Below are 14,305 nucleotides of genomic sequence, written 5' to 3'. Positions count from 1 at the left end.
AGGCTTGACGGTCCACTTGTATATCCAAAACGGTGTTCGCCCCCGCGTGGTGCACCGGCCGCAGGCGGGGGAGAATGCCGGGATCAGTGTGCCAGATAGGTTTTCAAGGTCTCGGTGGTGCCTTGGGTCCAGATCATGGTCAGCCACCGCGCAAATGCCTCGCGGAACGCGGTGAAATCGGCCAGATCGCCATAGTACTGGCGCTGCTCCAGCCACGCGGTTGGGGTTTCACGCGCTTGTGTCGCGACGGCCACCAGATCGTCCCAGAACGGGTCGTTGGGGTCAATCGGCGTCCCGTCTTCGCGCGTGCCGGCGCACATGCGGGCCCAGAACGCCTCGACCAGCGCCAGCCCCTCGACCGAGGCGCCGGCTGCCTGGGCGTCACGGATCGAGGGCAGCACGAATCCTACATGCCTGGACGAGCCGTCAAAGGCGACCCGGCGCGTGGTGTCGATGATGGCCGGATTGCGGAACCGGTTTTCGATCAGGGTGATGTACTCGGCCACCGACCGTTCGGGCACCGGACGCACGAAAGGGGCAATTTCCTCGGTTTCGACCTTGCTGAAGAACCCGGACACCAGCGGATGCGCCATGCACTCCGCGATCGTGCCCAGGTTCAGGATCTCGCCGACATTGGCAAGAACCTGATGGCCCGCGTTCAGAATGCGCAGTTTCATGACCTCATAGTCATGAACGCGGTCGGTAAAGGTGGCGCCGACCTTGTCCCAATTCGGCCGCCCGGCGCAGAAGGCATCCTCGATCACCCATTGGCGGAAGCTTTCATGGGTGACCGGCGCGGCGTCGTCGATCCCCAGCGCGCGCACCAGCTCCAGCTCGGTCGGACCCGTGGCGGGCACGATGCAATCGACCATCGAGTTGGGGAAGGTACATTGCGTGTCGATCCAGTCGGCCAGATCCGGGTCCGACAGGCGCGCCAGCCCCACCACCGCCTGACGCAGAACCTGCCCGTTGCCGATCAGGTTGTCACAGCTCAGCCCGGTCAGCGGACCGACGCCCGCATCGCGCCGCCGTCGCAGGCCCGCGACGATTGCGCCGAAGGCGGTGCGTGGCCGGTCAGGATTGGCGGCATCGTGTCGGATGTCGGGGTGGTCGGTGTCCAGCCCCTTGGTAACGGGGTGCAAGAAATAGCCGCCCTCGGTCACGGTCAGCGACACGATGCGGATCGCCGGATCGGCCAGCTGCGTGATCAGCGGGCCGTTGTCCTCTTGCGGGGGCAGGTAGTCGATCATCGCGCCGGTCACCTCGGCGCGGCGCTGGCCTTCGGTCAGCTCGACTAGCGTGGTGAGACAGTCCTGCGCCAGCAGCTTGCGCCGCATCTCGGCGTCATAGGCGCGCACGCCGGCGCCGATGATGGCCCAATCCTGCGCCGCGCCCTGCTGCATCAGCCGGTGCAGGTACCAGGCCTGATGCGCGCGATGAAAATTGCCCACCCCGATATGCACGATCCCCGGCGTCAGCGCGGCGCGGTCGTATTCCGGGCGCAGCACGCTGTTGGGCAACGCGCCCAGATTGGTCTGACACAACCGGACCGGTCGGGTATCTGCGGGGCGCTCCACCATCAGTTCATCCAATTTCCACCATCCACGTTGTATGTCTGGGCCACGATGTAATCGGCCTCGGACGAGGCCAAAAACACCGCCATTCCGGTCAGGTCCTCGGCCCGGCCCATCCGGCCGAAGGGCACCGCTTCGCCCACTTCCTTCTTCTTCTGTCCCGGCGCCTTGCCCTCGTATTTGGCAAAGAAGGCATCGACGCCGTCCCAGTGCTCGCCATCCACCACGCCGGGGGCGATGGCATTCACGTTGATCCCGTGTCGGATCAGGTTCAGCCCGGCCGATTGGGTCAGGCTGATCACTGCCGCCTTGCTGGCGCAATAGACCGCCACGAGCGGCTCGCCTCGGCGGCCGGCCTGGCTGGCCATGTTGATGATCTTGCCGCCGGTGCCCTGGTCGATCATGTGTCGCGCGACCGCCTGCAAGGTGAACAGGGTACCGGCGACGTTGATGTCGAACACGCGCTGGTAATCCGCGCGGGTGATTTCCACGATCGGGGCAGCGGTGAAGATCGCGGCGTTGTTGATCAGGATGTCGATCCCGCCCATCCGCGCCACGGCGTCGGCCACGCCCGCCTCGATGCTATCCTGCTGCGAGACATCCATTTCGACCGCAATCGCCTGAGGCCCGATTTCCCGCGCGGCCTTGCGCGCCTGCGGCACGTCGATATCGGCCAGCGCCACCTGCGCGCCCTCGGCGGCATAGGCGCGGGCAAAGGCGAGCCCGATACCCCGCGCCGCCCCGGTGATCAGGGCCCGTTTTCCAACCAGCCGGTTCATGCGATCCGTAGCCCCGCCGCGTCGAACCGGTGGATCTTGTCCTCCTCCGGCGTCAGATGGATCGTGTCGCCGTGGCGCAGGCCGACCTCGCCGCCGGCGCGCACGGTCATCGGCTCGGCGAAGCCGTCCACATGCACGTGAAAGAACGTGTCCGAGCCCAAATGTTCGGACACCCCGACCGTGCCCTTCCACAGGCCCTCGCTGGGTGAGGCGGCAATGTGTTCGGGGCGTACCCCGATCGTGTGGGCGCCATGCTTTTCGGCCTCGGGGCCTTCGATGAAATTCATCTTGGGCGAGCCGATGAAGCCGGCCACGAACTTGTTGCGCGGCGCGCGGTACAGTTCGAGCGGCGAGCCCACCTGTTCGATCACCCCCGCCTGCAGGACCACGATCTTGTCGGCCATGGTCATGGCCTCGACCTGGTCATGAGTGACGTAGATCATCGTGGTTTCCAGCCGGTTGTGCAGCTCGGATATCTCCAGCCGCATGCCCACGCGCAGCGCTGCGTCCAGGTTCGACAGCGGTTCGTCGAACAGGAACGCCGCCGGTTCGCGCACAATGGCGCGGCCGATGGCGACCCGCTGGCGCTGGCCGCCCGACAACTGGCCGGGGCGGCGGTCCAGATAGTCCGTCAGGTTCAGCACCTCGGCCGCCTGTTCCACGCGGCGGTCCTGCTCGGCCTTGTCCAGCCCAGCCATGCGCAGCGGAAAGGCGATGTTCTTGCGCACGGTCATGTGCGGATACAGCGCATAGGACTGGAACACCATGGCCAGGCCCCGCTTGGCCGGCGGCACCGCGGTGGCGTCCTGATCGTCGATCAGGATGCGGCCGCCGCTGACGTCCTCCAGCCCCGCGATCAGGCGCAGCAGGGTGGATTTCCCGCAGCCCGAGGGGCCCACGAACACCACGAATTCGCCGTCGTTGATTTCCAGATCCAGCGGCGGAATGACTTCCACGTCGCCAAAGCTCTTGCTGACTTTCTCAAGTACGATGCGTCCCATGTGTCTTTCCTTACTTCACGGCGCCGAAGGTCAGGCCGCGGACCAGTTGTTTCTGACTGAACCACCCAAGGATCAGGATCGGGGCGATGGCCATGGTCGATGCCGCGCTGAGCTTGGCGAAAAACAGGCCCTCGGGGCTGGAATAGCTGGCGATGAACGCGGTCAGCGGGGCCGCGTCGACGGCGGTCAGGTTCAGGGTCCAGAACGCTTCGTTCCAGGCCAGGATGAAGTTCAGCAGCACGGTCGAGGCGATGCCCGGCACCGCCATCGGCGTCAGGATGTAAAGGATTTCCTCTTTCAGCGTGGCGCCGTCCATGCGCGCGGCTTCCAGGATGTCGCCGGGGATTTCGCGGAAATAGGTGTATAGCATCCAGACGATGATCGGCAGGTTGATCAGCATCAGCACCACCACCAAGCCGGCGCGGCTGTCCAGCAGGCCCAGTTGGATGAAAAGCAGGTAGATCGGGTACAGCACCCCCACCGCCGGCAGCATCTTGGTGGACAGCATCCACAGCAGAATGTCCTTGGTGCGCGCCGAGGGCACGAAGGCCATGGCCCAGGCGGCGGGAACCGCGACGATCACGCCCAGCAGGGTGGACCCGCCCGCGATGATGATCGAGTTCCACAAAAACCGCGTGTAGTTCGAGCGTTCCTGAACCACCGCGTAGTTTTCCAGCGTCCAGTCGAAGTTCAGAAAGATCGGCGGGCTGGCGATGGCCTGGGCCTCGGTCTTGAAGCTGGTCAGGATCGTCCAGAGGATCGGGAAGAAGATCAGCAGGCCGACAGCCCAGGCAAAGGCGGTGTTGATCAGCTTGCGTTGTGTGGTGACGGTACGGGCCATGTCGTCGTCCTCCTCACGCGTCCAGGTTTTTGCCGACGATGCGCATCAGGAAGATGGCGACGATATTGGCAAGGATGATGGCATAGACCCCGCCGGCCGAGCCCAGCCCGACATTCTGGCTTTCCAGCACACGCTGGTAGATCAGATAGGTCAGGGTGCGGGTGCCGAAGGCACCGCCGGTGGTCACGAAGATCTCGGCGAAGATCGACAGAAGGAAGATCGTCTGGATGAGGATGACGATCGTGATCGCGCGGCTCAGATGCGGCAGTATGATGAAAAAGAAGCGTTTCAGCGGCGGCGCACCATCCATTTCGGCGGCCTCCAGCTGTTCGCTGTCCAGCGACTGGATCGCGGTCAGCAGGATCAGGGTGGCAAAGGGCAGCCATTGCCAGGACACGATCATGACGATCGATGGCATCGACGCCTCGGACAGCCACGAGATCGGCTCGGCCCCGAAGAACCGCCACAGATGGGCGAACAGGCCGTTGACCGGGTCCATGAACATGTTCTTCCATACCAGCGCCGAAACGGTGGGCATCACGAAAAACGGGGCGATTACCAAAATGCGCACGACGCCCTGACCCCACATCGGCTGATCCAGCAGCAGAGCCAGCAGGATGCCCAGAACTACGGTAATGGCCAGCACGCCACCCACGATCACGAGCGTCGCTTGAACGGCGGGCCAGAATGAACTTGAAGTCACGAAGCGGACGTAGTTGTCGAACCCCACCCAACCCAGGTCGCCGCCGCGCAGCGGCAGGTATTTCTTGAAGGAAAAATACAGCGTCATCGTCAGCGGAACCAGCATCCAGCCCAGCAACAGAACCACGGCGGGGGCCATCATCAGGCGTGCGACGGATCGGGAGTGTTGAGTTGCCATGACGCAAGACCTCTCTGTTCAGGCGGCTTGTTGCCTGCGAGACTAACACGGGTTGTGGAAGGGGGAGAGCGGGGGACAGAAACCTGCCCACCCGCCGGGAGGAGGCCTCAGTACCCTGCGGCTTCCATTTCTTCGGCCGTGAAGGCCTGCGCCTTGGCCAGAGCTTCGTCAACCGACTGCTGTCCGGCATAGACCGCCGAGAATTCCTGGCTCACCTGGGTGGCGATGCCCGCGAATTCGGGGATGGCGACGAACTGGATCCCGGTATACGGCGTCGGCTTGACGCAGCAGTTTTCCGGATCGGCCGCAAGGATCGACTTCAGCGTCATCTGCGCGAAGGGGATGTCCTTGTAGTCGGGGTTCTCGTACAGCGAGGTGCGCGCACCCGGCGGAACGTTGGCCCAGCCCTCGTTCTCGGCGACCAGCTCGATATAGTCTTTCGAGGTGGCCCATTCGATGAACTGCTTGGCGGCGTCCTCTTTCTGGGTGCCGGCGGGGATGGCCAGGGCCCAGGCCCACAACCAGTTGGCGCGTTTGTCAACGCCTTCCGAGTTCGGCGCCAGCGCAAAGCCAACCTTGTCGGCCACGGTCGAGTCGTTGGGGTTGGTCACAAAAGACGCCGCAACGGTGGCGTCGATCCACATGCCGCATTTGCCCTGCTGGAACAACGACAGGTTCTCGTTGAAGCCGTTGGTAGCATACCCGGCGGGGCCGGATTCGCTCATCATGTCGACGAAGAAGGTCAGCGCCTCTTTCCACTCGGGCTGATCGAACTGGGGTTTCCAGTCTTCGTCGAACCAGCGCGCGCCGAACGAGTTCGCGGTCACGGTGATGAAGGCGCCACCCTCACCCCAGCCGGCCTTGCCGCGCAGGCAGATGCCGTTGATGTCGTTCTCGCGGTCGGTCATCTTGGCCGCCGCCTCGCGGATGAACTGCCAAGTCGGCGCCTCGGGCATCTCCAGACCGGCCTTCTCCATCAGGTCGGTGCGGTACATGATCATCGAGCTTTCGCCGTAGAACGGTGCCGCATACAGCGTGCCGTCGTGGCTGAGGCCGCCGCGCATCGCGGGCAGGATGTCGTCCACGTCATATTCTGCCGACATGCCGTCCAGCGGCACAAGCCAGCCGTTCGCGCCCCAGATCGGCGTTTCGTACATGCCGATGGTCATGATGTCGAACTGGCCGCCCTTAGTCGAGATGTCGGTGGTTACACGCTGGCGCAGAACGTTTTCTTCCAGCGTGACCCATTCCACTTCGTGGCCGGTCGCTTCGGTGAACTTGTCGGTGTATTTCTGCATGCGGATCATGTCGCCGTTGTTGACGGTGGCGATCGTGATCGTTTCGGCAGACGCCACGCCGGCGGTCAACGCCGCGGCACTTGCCGCCCATAGAACGGATTTCAGGTACATTCTTTCCTCCCTGGTGTCGAATTACCTAAAGGAAAGCATCGTGAATTAATTGTCGCGCGTCAACTAAAATTTTACGCGCGTAAAATAGTGTCGAGAATCAGGCCGAACTCCGCAATATCAGGCGCGCGGGAAACAGCGTTTCGGTGCGCGCGCTCAGCCGTCCGCCGCCCTCGACCAGTTGCGTCAGCGTCTCAACGGTGCGATTCGAAACCGCGTTGTAGTCATGCGCCGCGGTGGTCAGCGACGGGCAGGTGAACTTGGAAAACGGATGGTCGTCATGCGACGCGACGCGCAGGTCGCAGTCGTCGCCCAACCCGACCCGCAGGCCCTTTTCATAGCAGGCAGACAGGAACCCGATGGCCAGCCGGTCATTGCTGCACAGAATGGTGCGCGAGGGCAGGCTAGGCTGTTCCAACAGTTTGAATGCGCCTTGGCGTCCGATTCCCTCGAATCCCCAGCCGCGACCGTCGACCTTGATCACTTGCGGCTCGAAGCCCAGGCTCTCCATCTTCTTGACATAGGCGATGCGGCGCTTGTTGGCGTTGGGGTTGGCGGGGTGCCGCATCTCGAAGAACGCGGGCGGCTCGCCGCTGCGGCACAGGTAATCGACGGTCTGTTCGATGAAGCTCGCGTTGTCCGACCCGACAAAGGCGGCGCCCATGCCTTCCAGGTTGCTGTCGAACAGGATGGTGGGGATGTCCTTGCAGAATTTCTCGATGAACGACCGGTCGGAGTCGCGCCCCAGCGGCGCCAGCAGCACGCCCGCCGGCTTCAGCGCGCGCAGGCTGTCGAGAATCTCAGTCTCCTGCACTGGGTCGCCATAGGCGCTGTAGAGCGTCGGACGGAACCCGGCCTCGATGCATTTTTCCTCGATGTTACGGGCGATCTCGGCAAAGAACGGGTCGGCCAGGTAGGGCACCACAATGCCGACATTCTTGGTCAGCTTGCGGTTCTGGTTCATGGCAAAGATGTTGGGGCGATAGTCGAAACGTTCCAGCGCCTGTTCGATCCGTTCCCGGGTCGACCGCCGGACGCTGTCGGGATCGTTGAAATATTTCGAAACCGTCGGGCGCGATATCCCGCTGACCGCCGCAAACTCCTCCATGTTCCGAATTTTTCTGGGTGCCATGCCTTGCCTCTGGCGCGGGCCAGGCCCGCGCCACTGTGAATTTGTCGGTGTTTTACCTTTTCTTATCGCGCGACAAATTTCAACGGCAGAGTTTCGGGACGGCCATTAGGGTCAGATCAGCATCTCGAGTCGGGCGCCGGGGAAGCGTTGCAGAGCCGATGCGATCCGGTCCGCAGGCAGCAGGCACAGCGCGGTCGACAGCCCGTCGGCGCGGTTGTCGATGGCGGCGATTTCGCCCATGTCGCCCAGCTCATCGGTCAGCCCCTGCGCCCTGCGCGATGCCATTCAGCATCAGCGCCGCGCGGCCCGGATGGGGCAGGCGAATCGCCTGGGCCGAGACCGAAACCCCATGCCAGCCGACCAGCGCCCGCGGCCGTTCCACCTCGGCATCCGGTGCGCCGGCGGCCAGCGCCATCCACAGCGGTTGAACGGTCGGGTCGAATGCGCTGCCGGTCGCGTCATACAGGGCGGCGCTTTGGGTCAGCACCTGTAGCAGTTCCGGCGCCGGGGCGGGCAGGGTGCCGTCGCGGTTAAGGAGCAGGTGCGAGTCGGGACGGTACAGGCTGAAGATGTTCTCCAGCCGGTCCAGTTCGGCCTCGAGCGCGGCAATGATCGGCGCGGCTTGCGTGTCACTCAGTCCGACCAATTGCAGGCCGACGGGCGGCTCTAGAGCGGTGCCGCGCCAGCGGGCAAGCGGTGCGGCGCGCGCCACGGTCGGCAAGGCCGCACAGGCGGCCGAGATCGTCAGGAAACAGCGGCGGGACAGGCGGGTCATGCGCTAGTGTCCCAGCTGGAACAGCTCAAGGTCCAGACCGGGGCACAACGGGTGGCCGAGTTCCTTTTGAACCTGTGTGACTGCGACGAGGGCGCCTGCGTCGTGGAATCGCTCTATGACAAGATGCTGATCGCCGGTCGTCTGGGCATGAAGCCCGACAGCCTGGGCCGTGCGTTTTCACGGCTCAAGGCGGTGGGGTGAAGATCAACCGCAACCACGCGGAAATCTCGGATATTCCGCTGCTGCGCGACTATTCCGACAGCGATCCGGCCGAGAACTGGGCGCGCTAGGTCACTGCGTTGCGACCCGGCCCGAAGGCGCGCCGGTTCGGCGCGTCTTATTTTCTGCAAGATTTTATTGTACACAAATTGTATTCTATTGTAGCGTCCCGGAAAAGCGCCATGCACAAGGGACGACGATGACACCCGTGTTCAGATTTCAGGGGATCTATACCCCGGTGGTGACGCCCTATGCGGATGATTTCAGCGTCGATTGGGATGCGCTGGCCGAGGTGATCGAATACCTGGTCGAGAATGGCGTGCACGGGATGATCTCGGGCGGGTCCACGGGCGAAAACTATGCCCAGACCGTCGATGAAAGGCTGGAATTGGCGCGTTTTACTCACCAGCGATTGAAGGGTCGGCTGCCTTTGGTGGTCGGGACCGGCGCGATGATGACGCCGGATTCGATCGCGTTGGCCCAAGGCGCGCGTGAGATTGGGGCCGATGCCATCCTGCTGGCCAGCCCGCCCTATTCGGTGCCGACAGATCGGGAAAACGCTCTGAATGCGCTGGCCATTGACAAGGCGGCCGATCTGCCGGTGATGCTGTACAACTATCCGCATCGCACCGGCACGATGATGGGGGCCGAGTTCCTCGACCGTGTGGGGCGCAGCCGCAATTTTTGCGGCATCAAGGAAAGCTCGGGCGACATCAACCGCGTACACATGCTGGCGCGGGACTATCCGCATATCCAGCTGGGCTGCGGCATGGACGATCAGGCGCTGGAATTCTTTGCCTGGGGCGCGCCGTTCTGGGTCTGTGGTGGGTCGAATTTTCTGCCGCGCGAGCATGTGGCGCTGTATGAGGCCTGCGTGCTGCAGGGCGATTTCGCCAAGGGCCGCCGGATCATGTCGGCGCTGATGCCGTTGATGCGGGTGCTCGAACAGGGCGGCAAGTTCATCCAGACCATCAAGCATGGGGTCACGATGAACGGCATCCCGGCAGGCGCGGTACGGCCGCCTCTGAAGGGGCTGAACAAGGATGACAAGCGCGCGCTGGAACAGGTGACCCGCGTGCTGAAACGCAAGATCGCAGACATCATGGCGGAGGGCTGAGGCATGGGCTTGCTGACACGGGACGAATACGCATCCATCGCCGCCGGGCTGGACCTGCCCACCGGTGCCTTCATCGATGGTGGCTATCGCCCGGCGATCTCGGGCGCGGTGTTTCCGACGGTGAACCCGGCTACCGGCGCGGTGCTGACCGAGGTCGCGGCCTGCGACGCCGCCGATGTGGACCTGGCCGTGGAAAAGGCGCGCGAGTCCTTCGATGACGGCCGCTGGTCGCGCCTGCATCCGTCGGCGCGCAAGGATGTGTTGATCCGCCTGGCCAAGCTGATGACCCGTAATGCCCGCGAACTGGCGGTCATGGAAAGCATCGACAGCGGCAAGACCATCTTTGACTGCGAAACGGTGGATGTGCCCGAGGCGATCCACTGCCTGAAATGGCATGCCGAGGCGATTGACAAGATTTACGATCAAGTCGCGCCTGCCAGCGACGACCACATCGCGATGATCCTGCGCGAACCGATCGGGGTGGTGGGGCTGGTTCTGCCATGGAACTTCCCCTTGCTGATGCTGGCGTGGAAGATCGGCCCGGCGCTGGCGGCCGGGTGCTCGGTGGTGGTGAAGCCGGCGATGGAAACCCCGCTGACTGCCCTGCGTCTGGCCGAACTGGCCGTCGAGGCCGGGCTGCCGCGCGGTGTTCTGAACGTGGTTCCTGGTGGCGGCGCCGAGGTGGGTGAACCCATCGGGCGGCACATGGATATCGACATGGTGTCCTTCACTGGTTCGACCGTGACGGGCAAGAAATTCCTGTCCTATGCGGCCGAAAGCAACGCCAAGGAGGTGGTGTTGGAAATGGGCGGCAAGAACCCGGCCATCGTCATGGAGGATGCCGAGAACCTCGATCGGGTTGCCGCCCATGTGGTGAACGGGGCGTTCTGGAACATGGGCGAGAATTGCTCGGCCACGTCGCGCCTGATCGTGCACCGCGCGGTCAAGGCCGACCTACTGGAGCGCATCGCCCACCACGCCCGCCAGTGGACTGTGGGCGATCCGCTGGACCCTGCAACCCGGCTGGGCGCGCTGGTCAGCAAAGACCATTTCAACAAGGTCTGCGGCTATCTGGACAAGGCGCCTTCAGTCCTTCTGGGCGGCAAGGCTGAAAAAGGGTTCGTCGAGGCAACCGTGGTCGAGCTGCCGGACAATGACGCGCCGCTGGCGCGCGAGGAAATCTTTGGGCCCGTTCTGTCGGTGATCGAGGTCGCGGGGTTCGACGAGGCCATCGCGATGGCCAATGACACGCCATATGGGCTCTGCGCGTCGCTGTTCACCGCCAACGCCAAGCGCGCGCTGCGCGGCGCCCGCGCGATCCGGGCCGGGACCGTGACGGTGAACAGTTTTGGCGAGGGCGACATCTCGACCCCGTTCGGCGGCTACAAGCAGTCGGGTTTTGGCGGTCGGGACAACGGGCTGCACGCGCATGACCAGTACTCGCAGCTGAAGACGCTGTGGATCGACCTGTCGGATGATGCCGACGAGGCGGTGGATTGACGCGGTTCACCGCTTGCCGCCTGCCGGTGCAGCGCGGCCCGGCGGCGTGGAATGCCCTGCTGGGCCCGCAACCTCCCGCGCGGCAGCTTTCGGGCAATATCACCGCAGATTTCACCATCGTGGGCGCAGGCTTTGCCGGCCTGTCTGCGGCGCGGCGTCTGTGGCAGCTGGTGCCCGATGCGCGGATCGTGGTGCTTGAAGCCGGGCGCGTGGCGGAAGGCGCGGCGGGGCGCAACTCGGGCTTCATGATCGATCTGCCGCATGATCTGGCCTCGGACGACTATGCCGGGGCGGGCGATGACCGGGCGATGATCGGGTTGAACCGGCAGGCAATCGCTTTCGCTCACGCGGCGGTCGAGGAGTACGGCATCGACCCCAACTATTTCGATCCAGCGGGCAAAGTGAACGGCGCGGCCAGCCCGGCGGGACATGCGCACAACCAAAGCTATGCCCGCTATCTGGACAGCCTCGGCGAGCGGTCCGAGATGCTGGACCGGCATCAGATGCAGGAACTCACCGGGTCCGGGCACTATGTATCGGGGTTGTTTACGCCGGGCACGGTCATGCTGCAGCCGGCGGGCTATGTGCGCGGTTTGGCGGCGGGGCTGGCGGCCGATGGGGTGCAGATTTTTGAACACGGCGCGGTCACTGGGTTCCAGCGCGACGGGGCGGGCTGGCGCGTGCAGACCGCGCGCGGGCAGGTCTCGACCGGCCGGCTGATCCTGTCGGTGAACGGTCACCTGGAAAGTTTCGGTGTCGAACGTGGTCGTCTGATGCAGCTGTTTCTGTTCGCGGCGATGACGCGAGAACTGGACGCTGATGCACTGGCCCGGCTGGGTGGTCAGCCGCGCTGGGGCGTGACCCCGTCCGATCCGATGGGCACCACCATGCGCCGGATCGACACCGGGCAGGGTGGCAACCGGATCATTGCCCGCACCTGTGCGGTGCTGCGTCCGGGCATGGAGGCGCGGGCATCGGACCTGCGGCGCGCGGCTGCGGTGATGCGGCGCAAATTCGACCGGCGCTTCCCGCCGTTGCGCGGCATCGCGATGGAGTACGAATGGGCCGGTCATCTGTGCCTGAGCCTGAACGGAGTCTCGGTCACCCGCGAGATCGAGACCGGCGTTTATTCAGCCTGCGTCCAGAACGGGTTGGGCACCGCGCGCGGCACATTGACCGGGATCGCCGCGGCCGAAATGGCCTGCGCCGTGCGGTCCGGGATCAGCGAGCATTTCGGAGCCGAGGATCGGCCCAGACGCCTGCCGCCCCGGCCGTTGTCTGAGATCGGGGCCAACATGGTGCTGCGCTGGAAGGAATGGCGCGCGCGCGACGAATGAAAAAGGCCCGCCTGACAGGCAGGCGGGCACGTGGTGTGTTTCCTAATAATGCTGGTTCAATTCGTCGGCGGCGGGAATTTCCCGCTCGCGCCGGGCAATGTAATCGCGTAGCGCCTCGTCGATGGCCGGGTCCAGCCGGGGCTCTTGATACTCGGCCAGCAGCTTGCGGGCGTGGTTCAGGGCGCGCTCGGTGATCTCGACCTCGCCCTCGGCCACCCATTGCTCGATCGAGTTGTTGTCGAACAGTTCGGGCATGAAGAACGCCTCCTGGAAGTTCTCCTGCGTGTGCGGGTGGCCCAGGTAGTGCCCGCCCGGGCCGATATCCGACACCGCCGCGACGGCCTGATCGAAATCGTCCCATTTCGGCCCCTCGGCCATGCGATGGGCCATGGCGCATTGTTCGGCATCCACTAAGAACTTTGCGACGGAACAATGCATCCCGGCCTCGTTCCAGCCCGCCGAATGCCAGATGTAGTTTGCCCCGGCATGGATCACCGCAGACAGCGTGGTCGCGGATTCGTACCCCGCCTGCGCATCGAATGTCTTGGCCCCGCCCAGCGTGTTCGAGCTGCGCCACGGCACGCCGTAATGCCGCGCCATCTGGCCGATCATGAAGTTCATCAGGCTGATTTCGGGTGTGCCCGCCATCGGCGCGCCGGATTTCATGCTGACGGTCGACAGGTAATGGCCGTAGATCGCCGGACAGCCGCGCCGGATCACCTGCGTGTAGGCCAGCGCGCTCAGCGCCTCGGCGTTCAACTGGGCGACGGTGGCGGGCACGCTGGCGGGCGTGTTTGCCCCGCCCAGCACGAAGGGCGAGCACAGCACCGGTTGATTGCGGCGACAGAAGGCGCGCATCGCCCCCAGCATGGTCTCGTCCCAGACCAGCGGCGAGTTGCCGTTGCAATTGCCGGTGGTGACGGGGTGATCCTCCATGAACTCCTCGCCGAACAGGATGGTGCACATCTCCATCACGTCTTCGGCGTTCTTGGGCGAGGTGGTCATGCCCATGAAGGTCTTGTCGGAATATTTCATCGACGAATAGGTGATGCGCAGATGGCGCTGACTGATCGGGTGGTCATAGGGCTCGACGATGTGGTGGGCCGAGGAATGCAGCGCCGGCAGCATGTGGCTGAGCTTGTGGAACATCGCCAGATCGTCCAGCGTCGGGTTTCGCCGCACGTCATCCAGATCCCGCAGGAAGGGCGCCCCGGTCATCGGCACGAAGATCGCGTGCGGTCCGCCCAGCCGCACATTCTTGCGCGGGTCGCGGGCGTGATAGGTGAAATCCAAGGGGATCGTCGCGATCAATTCGCGGACCAGCCCGCGATCAAGATACACCCGCTCGCCGTCGACTTTGGCACCAGCCGCCTTCCAGTCGGCCAGCGCGATCGGGTCGCGGAACTGCACGCCCACGTTTTCGAGGATATCCATCGACGCCGCGTCGATCCGCTCGACCTGTGACCCGTCCATCACTTCGCACAGCGGGATGTTGCGGGTCAGGCCCGGCAACATGTCAAAGCTGGGTGCGGTGCGCAGGGCGCGGCGGGCGGCGCGGCCTCCGTTGCGGACGCGGGTTGCGGTCTGGGTCATTCTGGGCCTCCTTTGATACCAGTCTGACCATCAACCGGGGGCGCGACCTGCCGGATTGCGAAATACTATTGCGGAATGCGACATCGAGCCCGTGCATTGCCCGCAACAGCTGCTAAGCTGCGCTCCGCAGGATCAGGAACAATGCACAGAG

At 64.2% G+C, this 14,305-nt stretch carries 14 protein-coding genes; 4 read left to right on the top strand and 10 right to left on the bottom strand.

Going from position 1 to position 14,305, the window contains the following annotated elements:
• Window positions 1-83: 83 nt before the first annotated feature.
• From AC2FMD_RS08420 to AC2FMD_RS08380, 9 genes are all read right to left on the bottom strand, one after another.
• A complete protein-coding gene (locus AC2FMD_RS08420; RefSeq protein ID WP_496794916.1) occupies window positions 84-1,580 on the bottom strand; it encodes a mannitol dehydrogenase family protein in 1,497 nt (498 codons plus the stop codon).
• On the bottom strand, window positions 1,580-2,353 hold the full coding sequence (locus AC2FMD_RS08415) for an L-iditol 2-dehydrogenase (RefSeq protein WP_496742661.1): 774 nt from the start codon (window positions 2,351-2,353) through the stop codon (window positions 1,580-1,582). Before AC2FMD_RS08415 ends, AC2FMD_RS08420 begins: the two co-directional genes overlap by 1 nt.
• Window positions 2,350-3,354: an ABC transporter ATP-binding protein gene (locus AC2FMD_RS08410; RefSeq protein ID WP_480727771.1), complete on the bottom strand. Its 1,005-nt coding sequence runs from the start codon at window positions 3,352-3,354 to the stop codon at window positions 2,350-2,352. Before AC2FMD_RS08410 ends, AC2FMD_RS08415 begins: the two co-directional genes overlap by 4 nt.
• Before the next feature lie 10 nt (window positions 3,355-3,364).
• Window positions 3,365-4,195: a carbohydrate ABC transporter permease gene (locus AC2FMD_RS08405; RefSeq protein ID WP_093963212.1), complete on the bottom strand. Its 831-nt coding sequence runs from the start codon at window positions 4,193-4,195 to the stop codon at window positions 3,365-3,367.
• A gap of 13 nt (window positions 4,196-4,208) precedes the next feature.
• Window positions 4,209-5,075: a carbohydrate ABC transporter permease gene (locus AC2FMD_RS08400; RefSeq protein WP_149775359.1), complete on the bottom strand. Its 867-nt coding sequence runs from the start codon at window positions 5,073-5,075 to the stop codon at window positions 4,209-4,211.
• Window positions 5,076-5,182: 107 nt separating this feature from the next.
• The gene (locus AC2FMD_RS08395) at window positions 5,183-6,484 is read right to left on the bottom strand and encodes an ABC transporter substrate-binding protein (RefSeq protein WP_496682424.1); all 1,302 of its coding nucleotides are present in this window, start codon (window positions 6,482-6,484) and stop codon (window positions 5,183-5,185) included.
• A gap of 97 nt (window positions 6,485-6,581) precedes the next feature.
• Entirely contained in the window at window positions 6,582-7,613 is a 1,032-nt protein-coding gene (locus AC2FMD_RS08390) for a LacI family DNA-binding transcriptional regulator (protein WP_496742662.1), read from the bottom strand.
• A 111-nt stretch (window positions 7,614-7,724) separates the two neighbouring features.
• Window positions 7,725-7,898: a hypothetical protein gene (locus AC2FMD_RS08385; RefSeq protein WP_496711765.1), complete on the bottom strand. Its 174-nt coding sequence runs from the start codon at window positions 7,896-7,898 to the stop codon at window positions 7,725-7,727.
• Complete coding sequence (locus AC2FMD_RS08380) at window positions 7,864-8,388, bottom strand: FAD:protein FMN transferase (protein ID WP_496711764.1); 525 nt, start codon at window positions 8,386-8,388, stop codon at window positions 7,864-7,866. Before AC2FMD_RS08380 ends, AC2FMD_RS08385 begins: the two co-directional genes overlap by 35 nt.
• Window positions 8,389-8,394: 6 nt before the next feature.
• On the opposite strand from AC2FMD_RS08380, the gene AC2FMD_RS08375 reads away from it, so the two are divergent.
• From AC2FMD_RS08375 to AC2FMD_RS08360, 4 genes are all read left to right on the top strand, one after another.
• Window positions 8,395-8,589: a hypothetical protein gene (locus AC2FMD_RS08375; RefSeq protein ID WP_496711763.1), complete on the top strand. Its 195-nt coding sequence runs from the start codon at window positions 8,395-8,397 to the stop codon at window positions 8,587-8,589.
• Window positions 8,590-8,806: 217 nt separating this feature from the next.
• Window positions 8,807-9,724 (top strand): dihydrodipicolinate synthase family protein, encoded by a 918-nt coding sequence (locus AC2FMD_RS08370; protein ID WP_496742663.1) that lies wholly within the window; start codon window positions 8,807-8,809, stop codon window positions 9,722-9,724.
• Between the two features lie 3 nt (window positions 9,725-9,727).
• Entirely contained in the window at window positions 9,728-11,224 is a 1,497-nt protein-coding gene (locus AC2FMD_RS08365) for an aldehyde dehydrogenase (protein WP_496742664.1), read from the top strand.
• Window positions 11,221-12,561: an NAD(P)/FAD-dependent oxidoreductase gene (locus tag AC2FMD_RS08360; protein WP_496794915.1), complete on the top strand. Its 1,341-nt coding sequence runs from the start codon at window positions 11,221-11,223 to the stop codon at window positions 12,559-12,561. The genes AC2FMD_RS08365 and AC2FMD_RS08360 overlap by 4 nt, the downstream gene beginning before the upstream one ends.
• A gap of 42 nt (window positions 12,562-12,603) precedes the next feature.
• Here the strand turns inward: AC2FMD_RS08360 and AC2FMD_RS08355 are convergent, their stop codons facing one another.
• Window positions 12,604-14,154, bottom strand: coding sequence for a trimethylamine methyltransferase family protein (locus AC2FMD_RS08355; protein ID WP_496742666.1), 1,551 nt, complete (start codon window positions 14,152-14,154; stop codon window positions 12,604-12,606).
• Window positions 14,155-14,305 lie beyond the last annotated feature (151 nt).

The organism is Ruegeria sp. BHSC276, assembly GCF_059612945.1.
The sequence above is the reverse complement of the archived record's forward strand: the minus strand, read 5'-3'. Positions and strand labels throughout refer to the sequence as shown.

Coding starts and splice junctions, on each gene's coding strand:
- AC2FMD_RS08420 (WP_496794916.1), bottom strand. CDS start 1,580: ATGGTGGAGCGCCCCGCAGATACCCGACCGGTCCGGTTGTGTCAGACC.
- AC2FMD_RS08415 (WP_496742661.1), bottom strand. CDS start 2,353: ATGAACCGGCTGGTTGGAAAACGGGCCCTGATCACCGGGGCGGCGCGG.
- AC2FMD_RS08390 (WP_496742662.1), bottom strand. CDS start 7,613: ATGGCACCCAGAAAAATTCGGAACATGGAGGAGTTTGCGGCGGTCAGC.
- AC2FMD_RS08380 (WP_496711764.1), bottom strand. CDS start 8,388: ATGACCCGCCTGTCCCGCCGCTGTTTCCTGACGATCTCGGCCGCCTGT.
- AC2FMD_RS08400 (WP_149775359.1), bottom strand. CDS start 5,075: ATGGCAACTCAACACTCCCGATCCGTCGCACGCCTGATGATGGCCCCC.
- AC2FMD_RS08395 (WP_496682424.1), bottom strand. CDS start 6,484: ATGTACCTGAAATCCGTTCTATGGGCGGCAAGTGCCGCGGCGTTGACC.
- AC2FMD_RS08365 (WP_496742664.1), top strand. CDS start 9,728: ATGGGCTTGCTGACACGGGACGAATACGCATCCATCGCCGCCGGGCTG.
- AC2FMD_RS08355 (WP_496742666.1), bottom strand. CDS start 14,154: ATGACCCAGACCGCAACCCGCGTCCGCAACGGAGGCCGCGCCGCCCGC.
- AC2FMD_RS08410 (WP_480727771.1), bottom strand. CDS start 3,354: ATGGGACGCATCGTACTTGAGAAAGTCAGCAAGAGCTTTGGCGACGTG.
- AC2FMD_RS08405 (WP_093963212.1), bottom strand. CDS start 4,195: ATGGCCCGTACCGTCACCACACAACGCAAGCTGATCAACACCGCCTTT.
- AC2FMD_RS08385 (WP_496711765.1), bottom strand. CDS start 7,898: ATGGCATCGCGCAGGGCGCAGGGGCTGACCGATGAGCTGGGCGACATG.
- AC2FMD_RS08370 (WP_496742663.1), top strand. CDS start 8,807: ATGACACCCGTGTTCAGATTTCAGGGGATCTATACCCCGGTGGTGACG.